The sequence below is a fragment of the Rhizobium sp. BK456 genome, assembly GCF_014194045.1.
GTDB classification, from domain to species: domain Bacteria; phylum Pseudomonadota; class Alphaproteobacteria; order Rhizobiales; family Rhizobiaceae; genus Rhizobium; species Rhizobium redzepovicii.
Genome location: NZ_JACIAO010000013.1, coordinates 99,304 through 119,381 on the forward strand (window position 1 = coordinate 99,304; position 20,078 = coordinate 119,381).

Below are 20,078 nucleotides of genomic sequence, written 5' to 3' on the forward strand. Positions count from 1 at the left end.
CTTCAGCGGCCGGGCAGCACCCGGTTCGGCGGCCTGTGACCGTCGATGAAGGTGCGGATATTGATGATGACCTTGTCGCCCATGTCGATGCGGCCCTCGATCGTCGCCGAACTCATATGCGGCAGCAGCACGACCTTGCCCTCATTGGCGAGCTTGACGAGCTTCGGATTGACGGCGGGCTCGTTTTCGAAGACGTCGAGGCCGGCGCCGGCGATCCGACCCTCCCTCAACGACTTGATCAGCGCAGCTTCATCGACGACGTCGCCGCGCGCGGTGTTGACAAGATAGGCCGTCGGCTGCAGCAGCGCCAGGCGGCGCGCTGAGATCAGGTGGAAGGTTGCCGGAGTCGACGGGCAATTGACCGACACGATGTCGACGCGGGCGAGCATCTGGTCGAGACTTTCCCAATAGGTCGCTTCCAACTCGTCCTCGACGGCCGGATTGACGCGCTTGCGGTTGTGGTAGTGGATCGACAGGCCGAACGCCTTGGCGCGGCGGGCGACCGCCGTGCCGATGCGGCCCATGCCGACGATGCCGATGCGCTTGCCGTGAATGCGCCGGCCGAGCATCCAGGTCGGAGACCAGCCGGCCCATTCGCCGGGCTTGTCGGTGAGCACACGCGCGCCTTCGCCGAGCCGCCTCGGAACCGCGAGAATGAGCGCCATCGTCATATCGGCGGTATCCTCGGTCAGGACGTTCGGCGTGTTGGTGACGGTGATGCCCTTACGCGCTGCCGCCTCGACGTCGATATGGTCGGTGCCGTTGGAGAAGCTTGCAATCAGCTTCATCTGCGGCCCCGCCTGATCGATCAGCGCCGCATCGATGCGATCGGTGACGGTCGGCACCAGCACGTCGGCGGTCCTGACGGCGGCGATCAGCTCGGGCACGGAGCGCGGCGCGTCGTCGATGTTCAGCTCGGCGTCGAACAGCTCGCGCATGCGAGTTTCGACGGCATCGGGCAGCTTGCGGGTGATATAGACCTTCGGTTTTTTCTTCGCTGTCATGGCTGGCTGTGGTGCCTTGTTCAGAGGTCTTTAACCAAGAGGGGTGATAATTTTCCCATCCGGGCATTTTCTACCAGACCCGCGCGCGAAGACAAACAAAACTCGCGGTGCAGCTGGGGAATGTCAGAGCCCGGACCGCGAGCAGGCCGGGCCTGCCCGCGAATTCGAGCAAACGGAAACTTCCATGCGCAGCAAAGTCCTGAAGTCCTGCCTTGCCCTTGCCATCGCTCTGGCCGCATCCATGGGAACCGTCGAATTGGCCCATGCGCAGGCCGCCAAGGGGCCAAGCGGGCTGCCATTGCCGCGTTTCGTCACCCTGAAATCCAAGCGCGTCAACCTGCGCATCGGCCCGGGAACGGATTATGCCGTTTCGTGGATGTATCTGAAATCCGGATTGCCGGTGGAGATCATTCAGGAATACGACAACTGGCGCCGCATCCGCGATGCCGACGGCACCGAAGGCTGGGTCAACCAGTCGCTGCTGTCAGGCCAGCGCGCGGCGATCGCCGCCCCGTGGATGAAGACGAAGGCCAAGGGCGTATTCGTCAATCTGCGCCGCGAGGCGCAGCCCTCCGCGTCGATCGTCGCCAAGCTGGAACCCGGCGTGATGCTGACGATCGGCGAATGCAACGGCGACTGGTGCCGCGCCGAAATCGACGGCGCCTCCGGCTGGGTGGCGCAGTCGGAAATCTGGGGCGCTTATCCCGGCGAAGCCTTCAAATAAGCCCAGCCTGCTTGGCGGCATCGGACAGCGAGGTCATTGGGCGCGGGCCGATCTGCTGGATAACGATGCCGGCTGCGAGGCAGCCGAGCTTGCCGCAATCCTCCAGAGAGCGTCCCTGCGTATAGCCATAGAGAAAGCCGGAGGCGAAGAGATCGCCAGCGCCCGTCGTATCGACGACTTCCCTGATCCTAATCGCATCGACGTAATAACGCTCGCGGCCCTTCAGGATGACGGCGCCATCCTCGCTCATGGTCACGGCGGCGATCTTGCAATCGGCAGCGATCCTGTTCAGCGCCTCTTCGAAATCGTCGGTTTCATAAAGCGACAGCGCTTCCTGGCGATTGGCGAAGACGATATCGATCTTGCCGGAGCGCATCAGATCGAGGAACTCACCACGATAGCGGCCGACGCAGAAGCTGTCGGACAGCGTCATCGACACTTCCCGGCCGTTTTCATGGGCGATGCGGGCGCAATCGAGGATCGCTTCCTTGGCGCGCGGCGGATCCCAGAGATAACCTTCGAAATAGGTGACCTTGGCGTCGGCCACGACATCGGCCTCGACGTCCTCCGGCCCGAGCTCGACGCAGGCGCCGAGATAGGTGTTCATCGAACGTTCGCCGTCCTCGGTGACGAAGATCATCGAGCGTGCCGTCGGCGGGAACGTGCCCTTGGGCTTCGTCTGGTAGTGGACGCCCTGGGCGCGGATGTCGTGGGTGAAGATGTCGCCCAGCTGATCGGCGGCGACATTGCCGAAATAGGCGGCCTTGCCGCCGAGGTTGGCAACGCCCGCAGCCGTATTGCCGGCGCTGCCGCCGGAGGCTTCGAGCGCCGGCCCCATGCGCGAATACAACAGTTCGGCCCGTTCCGCATCGATGAGGTTCATCGCCGCCTTGGTGATCTGGTTGTCAATGAGGAACTGGTCGTCGCAACGGGCAATGATATCCACGATCGCGTTGCCGACTGTCAGAACATCGAATCTTGTCATGAAATGGGGAGTCCCGGATTTGTGATAGCCGGGGTTCGGTCTTAGCGAAATTTCCACGGTTTGGAAGGATAAATGGTGGATGGCGCATCTATTTCTTCGCAAAACTGCCGCTTGTTCGTCATGCCCCTGTCATTTTCGAAATCTAGACATAGTCGCGAGAAGACCGGCATGAGCAGCTTTCAGTTGCAGTCGGACGCACGAGGGATGAAACCCTCGATCTTACCGGCGCGATGCTGACCACGGATGAACTGGCAGCTTCGCGATCGCTCCGGCAAGGCCGGAGCGGAAAAGCGGGCTGTGCCCGCTTTTTTTGTTTCTCGGATGCTGCAGGATCGGCGGCGATTGGTTTTTCAATCCAAGCCGTTTGCTGCTGCAGCATTGTCAAGTGCTGCATAATTTATCCTTAAATCGATTCCGATTTACGGAATTATGCGGTAGAGGTGCGACACTCCCCCCGCGCAAAGCAGCCTCCCCCATGTCAGCCATCATCCTCGACGTTCTTCCTATCTTCATCCTGATCCTCATCGGCTGGGTGATCGTCCGCAGCGGCTTGATGGCATCGAATGTCGGCGAAGCGCTCAGCGAATTCGTATTCAAGATCGCCGTGCCGCTCTTACTCTTCCGCACCATTGCCGAGGCGGATTTTCACGGTGCCTCGCCTTTCCGGCTGTGGATCGTCTATTTCTCCGGCGTTGCCATTACCTGGGCGACCGGCCATATCGCCGCCACGCGCCTCTTCGGCCGCGACGAGCGGATCGGCGTGCTGGCCGGCGTTTCCTCGGCTTTCGCCAATAATATCTTCATCGGCCTGCCGCTGGTCGAGCGCACCGTCGGCGACGAAGGGCTGGTGGCGCTGTCAATCCTGCTCGCCGTCCATCTGCCGGTGATGATGGTCGCCGGCACGGTGCTGATGGAGCATGCCGAGCGCAAGATCGCCGGCAAGAGCGATCGCAGCATGGTGCTGGTGCTTCGCCAGATCGCCGTTAATCTTGTGCGCAACCCGTTGGTGATCGGGCTTGCGGCCGGCATGACGATGCATCTTTCCGGCCTCAGCATGCCGGTAACGCTCGCCACTGTCGTCAAGCAGATCGCCGGCATTGCCGGCCCGGCAGCGCTGATCTCGCTCGGCATGGCGCTGGAGAAATACGGCATTTCCGGCAATCTCGGCATAGCAAGCGTCACATCGAGCTTGAAGCTGCTGCTGCTGCCCGGCTGCGTGTGGGCGGCGAGCCATCTCCTCGGCCTCAGCCCGGAATGGACGGCGGCGATCGTGCTGACGTCCTCGGTGCCTACAGGCGTCAACGCTTGGCTGATCGCCAACCGATTCGGTGTCGGCCATAGTATTGCTGCCTCGACGATCACCGTGACGACAGCGCTCGGCGCCATCACGGTTTCGCTCTGGGCCTATTTCCTGGGCGCCTGAACACTCTCCGCACAACAAAAAGCCCGGCGTCGCGGGCCGGGCTCTCTTCGAGGTGCGTTGTTGCGTCCGCGTTACTGCGTCGCGGTGTTCGGGTCCGGCAGCGGTACCGGCGAATCGGCCAGCGTGTGCAGGTAGAGAATGACATTGGCGCGGTCCTGATCCTTCGCCAGACCGGCAAAGCCCATCGCCGTGCCCGGAACGTCCTTCTTCGGCGCCAGCAGGAACTTGTTGAGGAATTCGAAGGTCCACTTCTCGCTGCTGCCCTTGGAGAAATCCTTCATCGCAGCGGAATAGGCGAAGCCCTCATGCGAGGCGATCGGGCGATCTACGACACCAAAGAGGTTGGGACCGACCTTGTTCGGTCCCCCTTTGGTGCCGTCATGACAGGCCTGACACTTCTTGAAGACCGTTTCACCGGCCTTGGCATCGGCAGAAGCGAGCAATTGCGCGATCGGAACGGCAGCAGCGGCAGGCGCAGCTTCGCCACCAGCGGCGGGCGCCTCTTCGGCAACGATCGCGAAACCTTCCTTTTCCGGTGCTTCGGAATGGAAGATCCCTTCGGACGCGATAGAGACCGACATCAGAACGAAAATCGTTCCGAGCAGTGCCCCCACGGCCGTATTGACGTATGAATTCATCTGCAATGCTCCCCTTGCAGCCGGCAGACCATAACCGGACCATCTTGAAATCGCGCGGAACCTATGTCTTTTGGCTGATCGTTGCAACTGTCTAAATGGTCTTGTGCGTGAGACTTTTTGACACTTTTCAGCCCGGAATAGAAGGCCCGACCAATGAGTGATTCAAATTTAGACGGTGTGCTCGTATTGATCCCGGCGCGGATGGCTTCCACCCGGCTTCCGGGCAAGCCGCTCGCCGATATTTGCGGGCTGCCGATGATCGTCCAAGTGGCGATGCGCGCCAAAGAGGCAGCCATCGGCCGCGTCGTCGTCGCTGTCGACGACATCAGGGTGTTCGATGCGGTTTCTGCCGCCGGCTTCGAAGTCGTCATGACCAGCAGCGATCATCAATCGGGTTCCGATCGGATCTTTGAGGCGCTGCAGAAAGTCGATCCTGCCGGCAAGGCGAAATTCATCGTCAACGTCCAGGGCGATCTGCCGACGATCGATCCGGAAACCGTGCGCGCGGCTTTGCGCCCTCTGGAGAACGAGGCGGTCGATATCGGCACGCTAACGACCGAAATCGATAATGAAGAGGACAAAACCGCGCCGCACATCGTCAAGGTCGTCGGCTCGCCCGTTTCCGACACCCGACTGCGCGGGCTCTATTTCACGCGCGCGACCGCACCTTACGGCAAGGGTCCGCTCTACCATCATATCGGCCTATACGCCTATCGGCGCGCGGCGCTGGAACGGTTCGTCTCGCTCGGGCCTTCGACACTCGAAAGGCGCGAAGCGCTGGAGCAGCTGCGGGCGCTGGAGGCCGGCATGCGCATCGACGCCGAGATCGTTGACACGGTTCCGCTCGGTGTCGATACTCCCGCCGACCTCGAAAAAGCGCGGCGCATCCTCTCCGCCAGAACAGGATGATTTTAGGCTCGGTTGGCCTAAAATCTGAATCCTGTTCTCAATTAAAGAGTTAGAGCATGATGTCGTCCGAAAACCGCTCACACTTTTCGGCATCATGCTCTAAGTCGAACTGACGGAACCATCATGAACATCAAGACCAACAGGATCGCCTTCCAGGGCGAATTCGGCGCCAATTCCGACATGGCCAGCCGCGACATGTTCCCCACCATGGAGCCGCTGCCCTGCCAAACCTTCGAGGATGCGTTCACGGCGGTCGACAATGGCGACGCCGACATCGGGATGATCCCGATCGAGAACACGATCGCCGGGCGGGTCGCCGATATCCACCATCTGCTGCCGGAATCGCGGCTGCACATCATCGGCGAATATTTCATGCCGATTCGCTTCCAGCTGATGGTGCTGCCGGGTGTGACCAAGGACGAGATCCGCACGGTGCACAGCCATATCCACGCGCTCGGCCAGTGCCGGAAGATCGTCCGCGCCAACGGCTGGAAGCCTATCATCGCCGGCGATACAGCCGGTGCAGCAAAGCTGGTGAAAGAAACCGGCGATCGCTCCATGGCCGCCTTGGCGCCACGCCTTGCCGCCGATCTCTATGGGCTCGAGATCATCGCCGAAAATGTCGAGGATACGGAAAACAACGTCACCCGCTTCGTCGTGCTGTCGCGCGACGAGGAATGGGCGCAACGGAATTCGGCTGATGAAAAGGTTGTCACTACCTTCGTCTTCAACGTCCGCAACATTCCGGCCGCGCTCTATAAAGCGCTCGGCGGGTTCGCCACCAACAACATCAACATGACGAAGCTGGAAAGCTATCAGCTCGGTGGAAGATTCGTGGCAACGCAGTTCTACGCCGATATCGAAGGCCACCCGAACGATCCGAACGTGCGCCGGGCATTGGAAGAACTGCGGTTCTTCTCCGAGAAGGTGCGCATCCTCGGCGTCTACAAGGGGCATGCGATGCGAGGCCTGCTGTAACTCCTCAGTTCCATGCATATGCCCGGAAGCGCTGAAGACTTCCGGGCATATGCATGAGACGCCTCCATATCAGCTATTATTTATCCGGCTCACAGACGCGAAGGCGATGGCCGTCCGGATCGAGCACGACGAAGGTCGGGCCGAAATCCAGTTCGGTCAGTTCCTGGGCGATCGGCAGACCGCGACCGCGCCAGTCCTCGTAATGATTGGCGACGGCGTTTTCCCCCTTGACCATGAAGGCCACTTCGCCGCGGTTGCCGATCGCGGAAGGCTGCGGCTCGACCTTGCTGCGCCGCCAGAGGCCGAGGGTGAAGCCGCCCTCGAGCGGAAAGGCGACAAAATTCGGTGCTTCCACGGCTGGTTCGCGGTTCAGGAGGTTGCGGTAGAAGCTGGCGCTTTCGCCGGGGTCCTTGACGTAGAGGATAATCAGGTTCGGACTGGTCATTTCGGTTCTCCCGTTGATGTGAAATGGTAAGGACGATGGACCCGACTGCTGCCAATGGATGGCAGCAGGAAGTGGAGGCGCGCGCGCCCCGTTCGTCGGGTGGAATATCAATGGTAATGAAGTGGCTTACAGCGGAAAACGATCCTCGCGGCGCGGGCCGCGCCCATCCAGAAAGCCGAGGTCACGCTTCAAGGAATCCGATGTCGTTTCAAGATCGAGTTTCGAGCGGTTTCCCCCGGGATTGCGGAGAAGGCCGATGACCCGTCCTAGCAAGCCGGAGCGCGCCGATTGGCGGACGTCGGCAAAAGTTTCGGCCGAAATGACATCGGCAAAGGTCTCAGCTGTAAAACGCTCGTTGGCGAAATGGATGGCGGGAGGCATTGCCATGATCAGTACTCCTTCCTGGTGGATTGGTACTGATAATAACGCCCGCTGCTGACAGTTTATGGCAGCAGCGTTTCAGTTCTCAAGCGGCACATCCTGCTCGCGCCATTCTTTCAGAAGAACCGTGCGGCGGCGCGGATAACGCACCTCATGCAGCGTCATGTCGATAATGCGGTCGGTGCGGAAATGGCGGAAGTCCTGGCGCAGTTCGCACCAGGCCATGAGGACCCGCACATGCTCGAAATAGCCGAGTGCGAAAGGCCAGACCCGGCGACGCGAGATCCGGCCCTGTTCGTCGCCGTAATGCAGTTCGAGGATACGCTCGAGGCGGATCGCCCGGCGGATGGCCGAAACGTCGGCTTTGTCCTCGTCCCGGCGCTTAGGGCCGACGAAGAGGGCGGCCGAATCGATCATGTCCCGCATATCCGCCGGCAGCACCGCGGCAATCTTGGCTAGCGCATCGGCGCCGGCGCCGGCCAGGCGCGGCTCGGCGGCGCGGGCGACCCAGCGCGAACCGAGGACCAGCGCCTCCAGCTCCTCTTCGGAAAACATCATCGGCGGCAGCATGAAGCCGGGCTTCAGCACGTAGCCGATGCCGGCTTCGCCTTCGATCATCGCCCCCTGGGCCTGGAGGCTGGCAATATCGCGATAGAGCGTACGCAGGCTGACGCCGGTCTCCTCGGCAAGCACCGTGCCGGTCACCGGCCGCCGGTAACGCCGAAGTGTCTGAAGCAGCGTCAGCAGCCGTTCCGAGCGCGCGACCGGCATGGTGTTACCGCTTCCACTCCACCCAGTCGCGCATCAGGCGGTGGGCGATCGCCCCTTTCGGCGGCGAGGCCTTGCCAGTCGCGCTCGGGCGTTCCAGCATCTCGATCGTTTCCTCGCGAGTGAACCAGCGGCAATCCTCGAGTTCCGTCTCGTCGCGGGTGATTTCGGTGGATTTGGCCTCGGCGTAGCAGCCGATCATCAGCGAGTGCGGCATCGGCCAGGGCTGCGAGGCGTGGTAGCGGATGCGGCCGGTGCGGATGCCCGACTCCTCCAGCGTTTCGCGCCGCACGGCGTTTTCGATGGTCTCGCCGGGTTCGAGGAAGCCGGCAAGGCAGGAATACATGCCAGGCGCAAAATGCGGGCTGCGGCCGAGCAGGCAGAGGTCGCGGCTCTCGTCGACCGTCAGCATGATGACGACCGGGTCGGTGCGCGGGAAGATCATGTGTTCGCAGGCAGCGCAGACACGCTTGTAGCCGCCGATGTGGATCTCCATCGCCGAGCCACAGCGGCCGCAGAAGCGGTTGTCGCCATTCCAGCGGATCAGGCTCGCGGCCTGGGCGAATTCGCCGAGTAGCACCTCGTCGATCAGCATTTCGCGAAACAAAGTGCGGCCGTCGGCAGGCTTGTAATGGCTGGCGAGGTCGTCGACGTCGATGCCGACGGGGACGGCAAGCCGCGGCTCGCCCGATTTGCGGTAGCCGAGAAGCACGGTCTCGTCCCAATCCGGCTGCAATTCCTGCAGCTCGTAGCGGGCAAAGAGCGGATCGAGCACCTGGCCGTCATGCTTCAGCACCAGCCTGTCTCTGGCGAAGGCGAAGATATGCGTGCCGTCCCTTGCCAGCGCCTTTTCGACGGAGTGTTCGTCGCGATGCTCGGAATCGCGATTGAGGTCGTTGGCGGCAAAAGCCGTGAGATTGCTGGGTTCGGGATGCGGCACATCCGAATCGAAAAGCGAATGACTCATGATGAAAGGGCTTCCCGCAGTTTCGCTATGAATTCGTCTCTCTTTCCGTCCTCGTAGGGCTCCGCGCGCCCGAATCCCCAGACGGGACCCGGCCAATTGGCATCGCCTTCGAAGCGGGCAATGACATGAACATGAAGCTGGCGGACGATATTGCCAAGAGCCCCGATATTGATTTTTGTTGCGCCGGTGATCTCTTTCAGGGCTTTGGCGACAAGCTCCGTCTCGAAGGCAAGCAGCACCTGGTCGAGCGGCGTGAGCTCGAAGATTTCGGTGATTTCAGCCCGGCGCGGCACGAGAATGAGCCAGGGCCAGCGGGCATCCCTCGACAATCTGAGATCACAGAGGCCGGTGACCATGACGCTGGTGCTGTCGTTTTCCAGCCGGGGGTCGAGCACGAAACCGTTCAAAGGGCATTCCTCCCATGTTTTCCAACGACTAGCAGTTTTTTCGCATGTTGGCTTGCTTTTGATGACGATATTGCCGATATGTGCATCCGGGAGGTTGGTGGTGGACGAGCCACTCGCCAACCGGGTCAGGTCCGGAAGGAAGCAGCCCTAACGAGCCCGGCACGGGTCATCGTGCCAGCCTCCCACCTTCTCTCCACGAAGTGCCCGACGATCCGGGCGACAAGCAGGGCGATGAGCGACACCGAGCGACAATCAAAAGATGCCGCCTCGACGGGCACCGGATACCGGGTGCTGGCTCGCAAATACCGCCCCAAGGATTTCACGGACCTGATGGTCGGCCAGGAGCCGATGGTCCGCACCCTGACCAACGCCTTCGAAACCGGCCGCATTGCCCAGGCCTACATGCTGACCGGCGTGCGCGGCGTCGGCAAAACGACGACGGCGCGCATCCTGGCGCGGGCGCTGAATTACAAGACATCCGATGTCGACAAGCCGACGATCGACCTTCGCACGCCCGGCGAACACTGCCAGGCGATCATGGAAGGCCGGCATGTCGACGTGATCGAGATGGACGCCGCCTCCCATACCGGCATCGACGATATAAGAGAGATCATCGAGCAGGTGCGCTACCGGCCAGTTTCGGCGCGCTACAAGGTCTATATCATCGACGAAGTGCACATGCTGTCGACGCAGGCCTTCAACGGCTTGTTGAAGACGCTGGAAGAGCCGCCGGAGCACGTGAAGTTCATCTTCGCCACCACGGAAATCCGCAAGGTGCCGATCACCGTGCTGTCGCGCTGCCAGCGTTTCGACCTGCGCCGCATCAGCGCGTCGGATCTCGTCGGGTTGTTTTCGACAATCGCCGCCAAGGAAGGCATCGAGGCCGAACCGGACGCGCTGGCGATGATCGCACGTGCCGCCGAAGGCTCGGCGCGCGACGGGCTGTCGCTGCTCGACCAGGCGATCGCCCATGGCGCGGGTGCGGTGCAGGCGGAAGCCGTGCGCGGAATGCTCGGCCTTGCCGACCGCGCCCGGATCGTCGACCTCTTCCAGCATGTCGTCAAGGGCGACGTCGCCGCAGCCCTCGGTGAATTCCAGAGCCAGTACGAGGCCGGCGCCAATCCGGTGGTGGTGCTGACCGATCTTGCCGATTTCACCCATCTGGTGACGCGGCTAAAATATGTGCCGGATGCGGCAAACGACCCCTCGCTCAGCGAGGTCGAGCGTACCAAGGCCGCCGAATTCGCCAAGGGCGTCGCGGTCACGACGCTGTCGCGCATCTGGCAGATGCTGCTGAAAGGCATTCCCGAAACGGAAGGCTCGTCGCGGACGGCGGGTGCGGCCGAAATGGTGCTGATCCGGCTCGCGCATGCGGCGCATCTGCCGGCGCCCGAGGATGCAGCGCGGCGGCTTGCCGAATTTTCCGGCGACAATGCCGGCCCGCGGCCCTCCTCCCTGCCTTCCGGCAACGGCGGCGGCAGCGGCACGCGCGTTCCCTATCAAAGCAGCGTCGCACGCGCGCCGGACATCGCACCTGGCAAGCCGCAGGCGTCCGCGCCGGTGGCGATGCTGCGCGCCGTGCCGAGCAGCCAGCCGGAGACGATGCCTGTCGGGCGGATCGAGACGATACCGGCCGAGACACCGAAGCCGCTCGTTCCGGTCAATTCGGTCAGCGATATCGTCGATCTCGCCGCCGAAAAGCGGGACGTCAAGCTGAAGGCGCTGGTGCGTAACTTCGTGCGGCCCGTCCGCATCGAACCCGGCCGGCTCGATGTGAACTTGACCGAAGGCGCACCCGGCACACTGCTGAACGAGCTTGCCGTCAAGCTGAAGGAATGGACGGGCATCCACTGGATCGTCAGCACCAGCCGCGAAGAAGGCGGGCCGACGATGGTCGAGGCGGAAGCCAAGGCTCAGCAACAGCGCGTCAGCGATGCCCGCCAGGACCCCGATGTCGCGGCCATCCTGACGCAGTTTCCGGGCGCCAAGATCATCGACGTGCGCGTCAGGGCGCCGACCCCCGAGGAAGAAGCGGATGAGGCGACGCCGCCTGCCGCCGCCGAATCGGAAGACGGTGATATCCTGCCCGGCGACGACATAGAATTCTGATTTCAAGAAGGAGCGAGACGATGCGCGACATCATGGGCATGATGGGCAAAGTCAAGGAAATGCAGGCCAAGATGGAGCAGATGCAGGCGGAGATCGCCGAGCTCACGGCCGAAGGTAAGGCGGGCGGCGGCCTCGTTACCGTCATCATCTCCGGCAAGGGCGAGCTGAAGAGCCTGAAGATCGACCCGTCGCTGTTCAAGGAAGACGATGTCGAGATCCTCGAGGACCTGATCGTCGCCGCCCACAAGGACGCCAAGGACAAGGCCGAGGCGCTCGCCGCCGAAAAGACCAAGGCGCTGACCGCCGGCCTGCCGATCCCGCCCGGGTTCAAGCTGCCATTCTGATAGCAGGCAACTTAATTTATTGCATCGCTGCCCGGATGGACGATGCGATCATCGCCCTCGCGATCCGAGGGTGACAAATTGTTCCTAGCGCTGCGCTTCCAGCATTGCCCGCAGCTTGTAGTGAATAGGAGCAGCGAGATATCGCGCCCGGTCCGTCTCCGAAAGCCGCCGACCGAAGGTTTCCATCAGTTCCGGCATCGTCACCTTTTTTCCGGGAAAAGGCTGATATTCCACCGGCGTCCCGGCTTCGGCCACGCCACCCGCGACAACCCGGCAATAGATGCCGGGGCGGGCGGCTGCGGTATAGCGCTTGGCAAATTTCGGATCGTTCATCCTGGCGGCGAAGGTGGCGCAGGGGATGCGGCATGCGCTGACTTCGAGGACGAGATCGCCTGATATGAAGCGATCGCCGACGGAAACGTCGCGATTGTCGAGACCTGAGATCACCATGTTTTCGCCGAAAGTGCCAGCCTCGTATGGCCGGCCAAGCTCGCCGCTCCACCAGTCGAGCGTCAGCGATCCCTCGATATAAACAGCCTGATCGACGCCGCCATGGTGTTTGCGGTTGCAGATGGCATCACCGACCAGCCCCTCGGCATCGATCATCACCGCGCCGTTGACCGCGTGTTTGAAGATGCCGGTCTTGTAGCTCTTGCCGGCCAGCCTTTCCGGATTGCCGATGCACAGCGCCAGGATTTTCATGGGACGGCCGATCCTTCCGCGATTCCGTTTTCGTTGCATATCAGCTAAGAACGGCGCATGGCAAAACGAGTCACCGGCCCCGAAATCGAAAAACTCATCCAGCTTTTGGCGAAGGTGCCGGGCCTCGGGCCGCGCTCGGCGCGCCGGGCGGCACTACATCTGATCAAGAAGAAGGACCAGCTGCTGGGGCCCCTGTCGAATGCGATGGGCGAAGCTTACGACAAGGTGAAGATCTGCTCGCGCTGCGGCAATGTCGATACCGTCGATCCCTGCACCGTCTGCACCGACACGCAGCGCGATCAATCGATCATCATCGTCGTCGAGGACGTCTCCGACCTCTGGGCGCTGGAGCGGGCGGGCGCGATGAACGCCGCCTATCACGTGCTCGGCGGCACGCTTTCGCCGCTCGACGGGATCGGTCCCGACGATCTGAATATTCGCGGCCTGATCGACCGGATCGGCGAAGGCGGCATCCGGGAGCTGATCATCGCGGTCAACGCCACCGTCGAGGGACAGACGACGGCGCATTACATCACCGACCAGCTGCAGGGGCTTAACGTGAAGATCACCCGCCTGGCGCACGGGGTGCCGGTCGGCGGCGAGCTCGACTATCTCGACGAGGGCACTCTTGCCGCAGCACTTCGGGCACGGACGGTAATATGAGACGGTTTCATTTGCCGCGGATATTCGCCCTCGCGATAACAACCGCCCTCCTCCCCCTCTGCGCCCACGCAGCCCCTTCAAAAGCCGATGTCGAGGCGCAGTTCGAGACGTGGGTGCAGAAGGACCTCTGGCCGGAGGCGAAGGCGAACGGGATTTCCGAGAAGAGCTTCAAGGCCGCCTTCTCCGGTATCACCCTGAACTGGAACCTGCCCGATCTCGCGCCGCCCGGTTTCCCTCCGCCGAAGGAGCAGAAGCAGACGCAGGCGGAATTTTCCTCGCCCGGTCCCTATTTCAACGAGGACCATCTGAAGAGGCTTGCCGCAACCGGCCGCGGCTTTGCCGCGCAATATGGCTCGACGCTGAAGCGGATCGAGAAGACCTATGGCGTGCCGGGGCCGATCGTGCTGGCCATCTGGGGCCGGGAGACCGGCTTCGGCGCCGCGAAGATCCCGAATTCGGCGATCGAGGTGCTGGCGACCAAGGCCTTCATGTCGACGCGCAAGGAGATGTTCCGCACCGAGCTGGTGGCGGCGCTGCATATTCTCGACGGCGGTGACGTGACGCCGGCCGGTTTCAAGGGTTCGTGGGCCGGCGCGCTCGGGCAGCCGCAATTCATGCCGACGAGCTACCTGAAATATGCCGTCGATTTCGACGGCGACGGCCATCGCAATATCTGGACCTCAGTGCCGGATACGCTCGCCTCGATCGCCAATTTCCTGGTCAAGAAGGGCTGGCAGCGCGACCACGACTGGGGTTTCGAGGTGTCGATACCGGAGGCGGTCTCCTGTGCGCAGGAAGGGCCGGATCTCTCAAAACCGCTGTCGCACTGGGCCTCGCTCGGCATCGACCGCATCTCCGGCAAGGATTTCCCCTCAAGCGAGATGAAGGCCGAGGGCATGATGCTGGTTCCGGCGGGCCGCGATGGGCCTGAGTTCATCGTCACCCCGAATTTCTACATCATCAAGGAATATAACAATTCCGATCTCTACGCGCTCTATATCGGCAATCTCGCCGACCGGATCGGCTCTAATGCCGGTGCCTTTGAGGGTCGATGGGGCGATGTTGGCAAGATGCTGCGCTCCGATGTCGCCGCCATGCAGAAGGCGCTGGAGCGGCAGGGCTACGATGTCGGGGGCTCCGACGGTCTGCCTGGTTACAAGACCCGGCGTTCGATCGGCCAGTGGCAGGCGAAGAACGGCATGGCACCGACCTGCTTTCCCGAGGCGACGATGAAGAGCAAGCTGAAGTAGTTGTTCAGAGACTGCGCTTCAGCCCTTCGTGGCTCGCCACGAAACCGAGCCTCTCGTAGAAGCGGATCGAATCCGCTCGCGTCTTGTCCGACGTCAGCTGAACCAAGCTGCAGCCGCGCGCGGCGCATTGGCCGACCGCCCATTCGACGAACGCGGAGCCGAGGCCCGAGCCGCGAACATCCCTTGCGACACGCACGCTTTCGATCTGGCCGCGCCACATGCCCGTCCTCGACAGGCCGGGAATGAAGCTCAGCTGCAGGCAGCCGACGACCCGATCGGAAGGATCGATGGCGACGGCCAAGAGCTGATTGGCATCCGACTCGATCGCCGCGAAGGCCGAGAGGTAGCGCGCATCGACGGGATCAGAGGTGATTTCTCTGGCGCTGCCGAGATCGTCGTCGGCCAGAAGCCGGACGATGGCGACGAGATCGGACTGGCGGGCGAGCCTGAATTGATACATGGCTGTCCTCAATGATGCAGGTCGATCGGCGCCTTGTGGAAGACGTCGGTATCCGGTGGAATGGCCTGGCGTTCGATCATGCGGTGGACATGCAACGGACCTTCGCCGCGATGAAGCGCACGAAGCCTGTCGGTGTTTTCGGCATCGGCCTGCGTGCGCCGCTGGTTGTGTCTTATATATTCGACCCAGGTCGGCGTATGGTAGGTTTCCGTCCAGAGCCCGGGATTTTCGAGATCGCGCATCAGCGCCCAGTTGCGGGCGCCGTCGCGGATGCGGATACGGCGGCGCTCGCCCATCAGCTGCATGAATTCGGCAAGGTCGTCATCTCCGATCTCGTAATCGACCTGGATGACGATCGGGCCGCTGCGCGGGGTGATGTCGAGACTGAGAGCCGGCTCGGTGAAGCGATTCAACGGATCGAGATTGAGCGAGGCGAAGGCCGGCATGGAAAAACGCAGGCCGATGACGATGCCGAGCAGCATGACGACCGATGACATCAGCAGCGCATCGGCGACGCCATAGCGATCGGCGGCAACACCCCAGAGCCAGCTGCCGCCGGCGATGCCGCCGAAGGTGACGGTCTGGTAGAGCGACAGGGCGCGACCCACCACCCAGCGCGGCGTCGACAGCTGGACGATGGTGTTGAAGAGCGACAGGGCGGAGACCCAGCAGGCGCCGGAGACGAGCAGCCCGGCCGAGGTGAGCACCGCGCTTGGGCTGAAGGCGGCAATGACGGCGCTCAGCGCGAAGCCTGTAAAGGCCAGGCGGATGATCATCTCGCTCGACAGCATCTGGCGCAGCCGCGCATTCAGCACCGCGCCGCCGATCGCGCCGATGCCGAAGGCGCCGAGCATGAAACCATAGGTCAGCGGGCCGCCGCCGACGAGATCGAGTGCCACGACCGGCAGCAGCGCCAGGATCGAGCTGGCGCCGATGCCGAAGAGCAGGCCCCGGAGGAGAACCTTTTCGAGATTGGGCGACATCGAGACATAACGCAGGCCGGCGAAGATGGCGCTGCCGAGCGCCTCGCGCGGCAGGGTCGAGGCCGGCGTGCTCGGGCGCCAGCGCAGCAGGGCATAGATCAAAGCGAGGTAGCTCACGGTGTTCACCGCGAAGGCCGCCGCCGCGCCGGCTGCTGCGACGATAACGCCGCCGATGGCCGGGCCGACGCTGCGGGTAATGTTGAAACCCATGCTGTTCAGCGTGACGGCGCCCGGCAGATCGGCGCGCGGCACCATGTCTCCGACCGAGGCCTGCCAGGATGGGTTGTTGAGCGCGGTGCCGCAGCCGATCAGGAAGGTGAAGAACAGCAGCAGCCAGGGGGTGATCCAGCCGAGAAGCGCCGTGGCCGTCAACAGGGCCGAGACCGTCAGCATTATGCACTGCGCCGTCAGCATCACCCGGCGGCGATCGTAGTTGTCGGCGAGCGCGCCCGAGATCAGCGAAAACAGCATGATCGGCAGCGCCGTCGAGGTCTGCACCAGCGCGACCATGTCCTCGGAGGCGGTGATCGTCGTCATCATCCAGGCGGCACCGACCGCCTGGATCAGTCCGCCGAAATTCGAGGACAGGCTGGCGAACCAGATGGTGCGGTAGGTATCGTGCCGCAAAGGCGCCAATGTCGACGAAGTGTAGGCCACGATTTCTCCGCTTTTGTTGTTGCGCCCCACGGCAATATATGCGCAAGACCGGCGCTGGCCATAGGTCTCGTCACCCCACCGTAAGCGAATTGGCCGAATCGGTCGCAGACCTTGCAATTTCGGAAAAACCCGACTATATGGCTCTCAAATTCTTGATCGCTTGATGAAGAGTGGGCCGCAAGGACCCGCTCTTTTTTATTAGCGCGATCCCTAAACAGCATGAAATTGCGAGGAGCGCATCGCTTGTCGGACATGACAAACGCAGACAACGAACTTGAGCCGCGGCTGATTACCGAAACCGGGCTTGACCAGCGTCTTGCCGATATCATCGAACCCGTCCTCGTCGGCCTGGGCTTTCGGCTGATCCGCGTCCGCATGATGAACCAGAACGGCGCGACGATGCAGGTCATGGCCGAGCGCAACGACGGGACGATGACGGTCCAGGACTGCGAAGAAATCTCGATGGCGATTTCTCCAGTCCTCGATGTGGAAGATCCGATCGATAAAGAGTATCATCTCGAAGTGTCTTCGCCCGGCATCGACCGTCCGATGGTTCGGAAATCCGATTTCGTCCGCTGGCAGGGCCACCTTGTGAAATGCGAGACGTCGATCCTGATCGACAATCGCAAGCGCTTCCGCGGCAAGATCGTCGAAGCAGGCGTAGATGGTTTCACGCTCGAGCGTGACCAGGTCGCTTACGGGGAAGAGCAAAAGGTCACCATTCCCTTCACGGCGCTTAGCGATGCGAAGCTCATTCTGACCGACGACCTGATCCGCGATGCGTTGCGCGCCGACAAGCTGGCGAAAGCCCAGGCCGCCAACCAGAACGAAGCGGACGACCAGGAATAACCGATCAACAGACCGCTCCAGGGACGGGAACCCCGGGGTTAAGACGGAGAAACAAGACAATGGCAGTCAGTGCGAACCGGCTCGAACTTCTGCAGATCGCAGATGCAGTGGCGCGCGAAAAGGTCATCGACCGCGAGATCGTGCTGGCCGCAATGGCCGACGCCATCCAAAAGGCGGCACGCTCCCGTTACGGCACCGAGTCCAACATCCGGGCCGACATCAATCCGAAGACCGGCGAAATCCGTCTGCAGCGCCTGCTCGAAGTCGTCGACAAGGCCGAGGATTATTCGACGCAGATCCCGCTGGAGCTTGCCCGCGACCGCAACCCGGACGCCGCACTCGGCGATTTCATCGCCGATCCGCTGCCGCCGATGGATTTTGGCCGCATTGCCGCACAATCCGCCAAGCAGGTGATCGTGCAGAAGGTGCGTGAAGCCGAGCGCGACCGCCAGTTCGACGAATTCAAGGATCGCGTCGGCGAAATCGTCAACGGCACGGTCAAGCGCGTCGAATACGGCAACGTCATCGTCGATCTCGGCCGCGGCGAAGGCATCATCCGCCGCGACGAAATGATCCCGCGCGAAAACGTCCGTTATGGCGATCGCGTCCGCGCCTATGTCTACGATGTCCGTCGCGAACAGCGCGGCCCGCAGATCTTCCTGTCGCGCACGCATCCGCAGTTCATGGTGAAGCTGTTCACCATGGAAGTGCCTGAGATCTACGACGGCATCATCCAGGTGAAGTCGGTCGCCCGCGATCCGGGCTCGCGCGCCAAGATCGCCGTGATCTCGAACGACAGTTCGATCGATCCGGTCGGCGCCTGCGTCGGTATGCGCGGTTCGCGCGTTCAGGCCGTCGTCGGCGAGCTTCAGGGCGAGAAGATCGACATCATTCCGTGGAGCCAGGACCCAGCGACCTTCGTCGTCAACGCCCTGCAGCCGGCCGAAGTCGCCAAGGTTGTTCTCGATGAGGATGCCGAGCGCATCGAAGTCGTCGTTCCCGACGAGCAGCTGTCGCTTGCGATCGGCCGCCGCGGCCAGAACGTCCGCCTCGCTTCGCAGCTGACCGGCTGGGACATCGACATCATGACGGAGGCCGAGGAATCGGAACGCCGCCAGAAGGAATTCAACGAGCGCACCAACCTGTTCATGGATTCGCTCGACGTCGACGAAATGGTCGGCCAGGTTCTGGCCTCCGAGGGCTTTGCCGCGGTCGAAGAACTGGCTTATGTCGATCTGGACGAAATCTCCTCGATCGACGGTTTCGACGAAGAGACGGCGCAGGAAATCCAGCAGCGCGCCCGCGAGTTCCTCGAGCGCCTCGAAGCCGAGATGGACGAGAAGCGCAAGGCGCTCGGCGTTCAGGACGAGCTGCGCGAAATCGACGGCATGACCGCCCAGATGATGGTGGCGCTCGGCGAAGACGGCATCAAGACGATCGAGGATTTTGCCGGCTGTGCCGCCGACGATCTCGTCGGCTGGACGGAACGCAAGAACGGCGAAACGAAGAAGTTCGAAGGCCTGTTCTCGAAGTTCGACGTCTCGCGCGTCGAAGCCGAGCAGATGATCGTCCAGGCCCGCCTGTCGGCTGGCTGGATTACCGAAGAAGACCTGGCGAAGGGGACCGAAGAAGAGGTTGCCGAAGCCGAACAAGAAGCATGATGACCGCGCATGAGCCGGACGCTCTCCCTGACGAGGACGACGATCTTGCAGGTTATGACGTGAACGGACGCATGTGCATCGTGACGCGCGAAAGCGGATCGCCGGAAGAGCTGATCCGCTTCGTTGCCGCTCCCGATGGAACCGTTGTCGCCGATCTGAAGCGCGAGCTTCCGGGACGCGGATGCTGGGTGAAGATCGACCGGTCGCTGGTCGACAGGGCAGTGGCGAAGAAACTCTTCGCCCGCGCGCTGAAAATGGACGTGAAGGCGGCAGACGATCTCGGCGCAGGCGTCGACCGGCTGCTTGCGGCGCAATTGATGCAGATGATGAACATGGCGCGGAAAGCCGGCCAGTTCGTCAGCGGGTCCTCGAAAGTGGATGCCGCGGTCAGGAGCGGGGCTGCCCTTGCGGTGTTCCATGCGACTGATGCAGCGGATGACGGCGTCCGGAAAATCGACCAGGCCCGCAAGGCCTGGCACCTCGGAATGGAGACCGAGGAGGAGATACCTTCCTTCCGTCTCTTCTCGGAGAGCGAAATGGAAGGCCTGATGGGCCAGAATGCTTTTATCCATGCCGCAGTGCTTGCAGGGCAGGCGGGTGAGGGTGTAGTGAAGCGCGCAAAGATGCTCGAACAGTACCGTATTGGCGGTCAGTCCCGGGCAGCGGGCGGCGCTGGCCGGCAAAAACAATGAGGCGGTCACCGGCATGGGCCGGTCGCATTCTCATTGATCGACAAGTATTGAACGACAGGGTCTGATCTAGTCATCGCTC

At 62.2% G+C, this 20,078-nt stretch carries 22 protein-coding genes and 1 other RNA gene; 12 read left to right on the plus strand and 11 right to left on the minus strand.

Going from position 1 to position 20,078, the window contains the following annotated elements; genetic code table 11:
• Positions 1-2 precede the first annotated feature (2 nt).
• A complete protein-coding gene (locus FHX03_RS29100; protein ID WP_183856615.1) occupies positions 3-1,004 on the minus strand; it encodes a 2-hydroxyacid dehydrogenase in 1,002 nt (333 codons plus the stop codon).
• Positions 1,005-1,188: 184 nt separating this feature from the next.
• On the opposite strand from FHX03_RS29100, the gene FHX03_RS29105 reads away from it, so the two are divergent.
• Positions 1,189-1,728: an SH3 domain-containing protein gene (locus tag FHX03_RS29105; protein ID WP_183856616.1), complete on the plus strand. Its 540-nt coding sequence runs from the start codon at positions 1,189-1,191 to the stop codon at positions 1,726-1,728.
• Here the strand turns inward: FHX03_RS29105 and FHX03_RS29110 are convergent.
• Positions 1,721-2,713: an adenosine kinase gene (locus tag FHX03_RS29110; protein ID WP_097628392.1), complete on the minus strand. Its 993-nt coding sequence runs from the start codon at positions 2,711-2,713 to the stop codon at positions 1,721-1,723. The two genes, FHX03_RS29105 and FHX03_RS29110, sit on opposite strands and share 8 nt — an antisense overlap.
• Positions 2,714-3,188: 475 nt before the next feature.
• On the opposite strand from FHX03_RS29110, the gene FHX03_RS29115 reads away from it, so the two are divergent.
• Positions 3,189-4,136 (plus strand): AEC family transporter, encoded by a 948-nt coding sequence (locus tag FHX03_RS29115; RefSeq protein ID WP_183856618.1) that lies wholly within the window; start codon positions 3,189-3,191, stop codon positions 4,134-4,136.
• 71 nt (positions 4,137-4,207) lie between these two features.
• Here FHX03_RS29115 and FHX03_RS29120 read toward each other — a convergent pair whose 3' ends face one another.
• Positions 4,208-4,774 carry a c-type cytochrome gene (locus tag FHX03_RS29120; RefSeq protein ID WP_064835704.1) on the minus strand — a complete coding sequence of 189 codons (567 nt, stop codon included), beginning with the start codon at positions 4,772-4,774 and terminating at the stop codon, positions 4,208-4,210.
• 153 nt (positions 4,775-4,927) lie between these two features.
• Between FHX03_RS29120 and FHX03_RS29125 the strand changes: the two genes are divergently transcribed.
• Both FHX03_RS29125 and FHX03_RS29130 read left to right on the plus strand, forming a co-directional pair.
• Entirely contained in the window at positions 4,928-5,683 is a 756-nt protein-coding gene (locus FHX03_RS29125) for a 3-deoxy-manno-octulosonate cytidylyltransferase (RefSeq protein ID WP_183856620.1), read from the plus strand.
• 123 nt (positions 5,684-5,806) lie between these two features.
• Positions 5,807-6,661, plus strand: coding sequence for a prephenate dehydratase (locus FHX03_RS29130; protein ID WP_003589326.1), 855 nt, complete (start codon positions 5,807-5,809; stop codon positions 6,659-6,661).
• Between the two features lie 76 nt (positions 6,662-6,737).
• Here the strand turns inward: FHX03_RS29130 and FHX03_RS29135 are convergent, their stop codons facing one another.
• The 5 genes from FHX03_RS29135 to FHX03_RS29155 form a co-directional block, all read right to left on the minus strand.
• The gene (locus FHX03_RS29135) at positions 6,738-7,106 is read right to left on the minus strand and encodes a VOC family protein (protein WP_003589327.1); all 369 of its coding nucleotides are present in this window, start codon (positions 7,104-7,106) and stop codon (positions 6,738-6,740) included.
• 126 nt (positions 7,107-7,232) lie between these two features.
• The gene (locus FHX03_RS29140) at positions 7,233-7,493 is read right to left on the minus strand and encodes a hypothetical protein (RefSeq protein ID WP_183856622.1); all 261 of its coding nucleotides are present in this window, start codon (positions 7,491-7,493) and stop codon (positions 7,233-7,235) included.
• 72 nt (positions 7,494-7,565) lie between these two features.
• Positions 7,566-8,258, minus strand: a complete 693-nt coding sequence (locus FHX03_RS29145) for a helix-turn-helix transcriptional regulator (RefSeq protein ID WP_097628396.1) — start codon at positions 8,256-8,258, stop codon at positions 7,566-7,568.
• Between the two features lie 4 nt (positions 8,259-8,262).
• Positions 8,263-9,222 (minus strand): NAD(+) diphosphatase, encoded by a 960-nt coding sequence (nudC, locus tag FHX03_RS29150; protein WP_097628397.1) that lies wholly within the window; start codon positions 9,220-9,222, stop codon positions 8,263-8,265.
• Positions 9,219-9,629, minus strand: coding sequence for an HIT domain-containing protein (locus tag FHX03_RS29155; RefSeq protein ID WP_097628398.1), 411 nt, complete (start codon positions 9,627-9,629; stop codon positions 9,219-9,221). The genes nudC and FHX03_RS29155 overlap by 4 nt, the downstream gene beginning before the upstream one ends.
• Positions 9,630-9,718: 89 nt before the next feature.
• On the opposite strand from FHX03_RS29155, the gene ffs reads away from it, so the two are divergent.
• The 3 genes from ffs (at position 9,719) to FHX03_RS29170 (ending at position 12,082) form a co-directional block, all read left to right on the plus strand.
• An RNA gene (ffs, locus tag FHX03_RS29160) (signal recognition particle sRNA small type) lies at positions 9,719-9,815 on the plus strand.
• A 45-nt stretch (positions 9,816-9,860) separates the two neighbouring features.
• On the plus strand, positions 9,861-11,738 hold the full coding sequence (locus tag FHX03_RS29165) for a DNA polymerase III subunit gamma/tau (protein WP_183856624.1): 1,878 nt from the start codon (positions 9,861-9,863) through the stop codon (positions 11,736-11,738).
• 20 nt (positions 11,739-11,758) lie between these two features.
• Positions 11,759-12,082: a YbaB/EbfC family nucleoid-associated protein gene (locus tag FHX03_RS29170; RefSeq protein ID WP_003571208.1), complete on the plus strand. Its 324-nt coding sequence runs from the start codon at positions 11,759-11,761 to the stop codon at positions 12,080-12,082.
• Between the two features lie 84 nt (positions 12,083-12,166).
• Here FHX03_RS29170 and FHX03_RS29175 read toward each other — a convergent pair whose 3' ends face one another.
• Positions 12,167-12,784, minus strand: coding sequence for an MOSC domain-containing protein (locus FHX03_RS29175; RefSeq protein ID WP_179867162.1), 618 nt, complete (start codon positions 12,782-12,784; stop codon positions 12,167-12,169).
• Between the two features lie 57 nt (positions 12,785-12,841).
• Between FHX03_RS29175 and recR the strand changes: the two genes are divergently transcribed.
• Positions 12,842-13,447 (plus strand): recombination mediator RecR, encoded by a 606-nt coding sequence (gene recR, locus FHX03_RS29180; RefSeq protein ID WP_012559493.1) that lies wholly within the window; start codon positions 12,842-12,844, stop codon positions 13,445-13,447.
• Positions 13,444-14,697: a lytic murein transglycosylase gene (locus FHX03_RS29185; protein WP_183781740.1), complete on the plus strand. Its 1,254-nt coding sequence runs from the start codon at positions 13,444-13,446 to the stop codon at positions 14,695-14,697. The genes recR and FHX03_RS29185 overlap by 4 nt, the downstream gene beginning before the upstream one ends.
• 4 nt (positions 14,698-14,701) lie before the next feature.
• Here the strand turns inward: FHX03_RS29185 and FHX03_RS29190 are convergent, their stop codons facing one another.
• Together FHX03_RS29190 and FHX03_RS29195 are read right to left on the minus strand one after the other, a co-directional pair.
• Positions 14,702-15,157 (minus strand): GNAT family N-acetyltransferase, encoded by a 456-nt coding sequence (locus FHX03_RS29190; protein WP_097628402.1) that lies wholly within the window; start codon positions 15,155-15,157, stop codon positions 14,702-14,704.
• An 8-nt stretch (positions 15,158-15,165) separates the two neighbouring features.
• The gene (locus FHX03_RS29195) at positions 15,166-16,797 is read right to left on the minus strand and encodes an MFS transporter (RefSeq protein WP_183856626.1); all 1,632 of its coding nucleotides are present in this window, start codon (positions 16,795-16,797) and stop codon (positions 15,166-15,168) included.
• A 243-nt stretch (positions 16,798-17,040) separates the two neighbouring features.
• Here FHX03_RS29195 and rimP point away from each other — a divergent pair, with 243 nt between their 5' ends.
• Genes rimP through FHX03_RS29210 form a run of 3 tightly spaced genes read left to right on the plus strand, consistent with a single transcriptional unit; the run spans position 17,041 to position 19,999 of the window.
• Positions 17,041-17,646, plus strand: a complete 606-nt coding sequence (gene rimP, locus FHX03_RS29200; RefSeq protein ID WP_097628404.1) for a ribosome maturation factor RimP — start codon at positions 17,041-17,043, stop codon at positions 17,644-17,646.
• 59 nt (positions 17,647-17,705) lie between these two features.
• Positions 17,706-19,307: a transcription termination factor NusA gene (nusA, locus tag FHX03_RS29205; RefSeq protein ID WP_097628405.1), complete on the plus strand. Its 1,602-nt coding sequence runs from the start codon at positions 17,706-17,708 to the stop codon at positions 19,305-19,307.
• Positions 19,304-19,999: an RNA-binding protein gene (locus tag FHX03_RS29210; RefSeq protein ID WP_179867163.1), complete on the plus strand. Its 696-nt coding sequence runs from the start codon at positions 19,304-19,306 to the stop codon at positions 19,997-19,999. Before nusA ends, FHX03_RS29210 begins: the two co-directional genes overlap by 4 nt.
• The last annotated feature ends 79 nt before the right edge of the window (positions 20,000-20,078 follow it).

What these genes read in the sequence shown, in the direction of transcription:
- FHX03_RS29135 (WP_003589327.1), bottom strand. Translation starts at nt 7,106, where the DNA reads ATGACCAGTCCGAACCTGATTATCCTCTACGTCAAGGACCCCGGCGAA.
- FHX03_RS29105 (WP_183856616.1), top strand. Translation starts at nt 1,189, where the DNA reads ATGCGCAGCAAAGTCCTGAAGTCCTGCCTTGCCCTTGCCATCGCTCTG.
- FHX03_RS29165 (WP_183856624.1), top strand. Translation starts at nt 9,861, where the DNA reads ATGAGCGACACCGAGCGACAATCAAAAGATGCCGCCTCGACGGGCACC.
- FHX03_RS29145 (WP_097628396.1), bottom strand. Translation starts at nt 8,258, where the DNA reads ATGCCGGTCGCGCGCTCGGAACGGCTGCTGACGCTGCTTCAGACACTT.
- FHX03_RS29140 (WP_183856622.1), bottom strand. Translation starts at nt 7,493, where the DNA reads ATGGCAATGCCTCCCGCCATCCATTTCGCCAACGAGCGTTTTACAGCT.
- nudC (WP_097628397.1), bottom strand. Translation starts at nt 9,222, where the DNA reads ATGAGTCATTCGCTTTTCGATTCGGATGTGCCGCATCCCGAACCCAGC.
- FHX03_RS29110 (WP_097628392.1), bottom strand. Translation starts at nt 2,713, where the DNA reads ATGACAAGATTCGATGTTCTGACAGTCGGCAACGCGATCGTGGATATC.
- recR (WP_012559493.1), top strand. Translation starts at nt 12,842, where the DNA reads ATGGCAAAACGAGTCACCGGCCCCGAAATCGAAAAACTCATCCAGCTT.
- FHX03_RS29130 (WP_003589326.1), top strand. Translation starts at nt 5,807, where the DNA reads ATGAACATCAAGACCAACAGGATCGCCTTCCAGGGCGAATTCGGCGCC.
- FHX03_RS29115 (WP_183856618.1), top strand. Translation starts at nt 3,189, where the DNA reads ATGTCAGCCATCATCCTCGACGTTCTTCCTATCTTCATCCTGATCCTC.
- nusA (WP_097628405.1), top strand. Translation starts at nt 17,706, where the DNA reads ATGGCAGTCAGTGCGAACCGGCTCGAACTTCTGCAGATCGCAGATGCA.
- FHX03_RS29100 (WP_183856615.1), bottom strand. Translation starts at nt 1,004, where the DNA reads ATGACAGCGAAGAAAAAACCGAAGGTCTATATCACCCGCAAGCTGCCC.
- FHX03_RS29170 (WP_003571208.1), top strand. Translation starts at nt 11,759, where the DNA reads ATGCGCGACATCATGGGCATGATGGGCAAAGTCAAGGAAATGCAGGCC.
- FHX03_RS29175 (WP_179867162.1), bottom strand. Translation starts at nt 12,784, where the DNA reads ATGAAAATCCTGGCGCTGTGCATCGGCAATCCGGAAAGGCTGGCCGGC.
- FHX03_RS29125 (WP_183856620.1), top strand. Translation starts at nt 4,928, where the DNA reads ATGAGTGATTCAAATTTAGACGGTGTGCTCGTATTGATCCCGGCGCGG.
- FHX03_RS29120 (WP_064835704.1), bottom strand. Translation starts at nt 4,774, where the DNA reads ATGAATTCATACGTCAATACGGCCGTGGGGGCACTGCTCGGAACGATT.
- FHX03_RS29185 (WP_183781740.1), top strand. Translation starts at nt 13,444, where the DNA reads ATGAGACGGTTTCATTTGCCGCGGATATTCGCCCTCGCGATAACAACC.
- FHX03_RS29190 (WP_097628402.1), bottom strand. Translation starts at nt 15,157, where the DNA reads ATGTATCAATTCAGGCTCGCCCGCCAGTCCGATCTCGTCGCCATCGTC.
- FHX03_RS29210 (WP_179867163.1), top strand. Translation starts at nt 19,304, where the DNA reads ATGATGACCGCGCATGAGCCGGACGCTCTCCCTGACGAGGACGACGAT.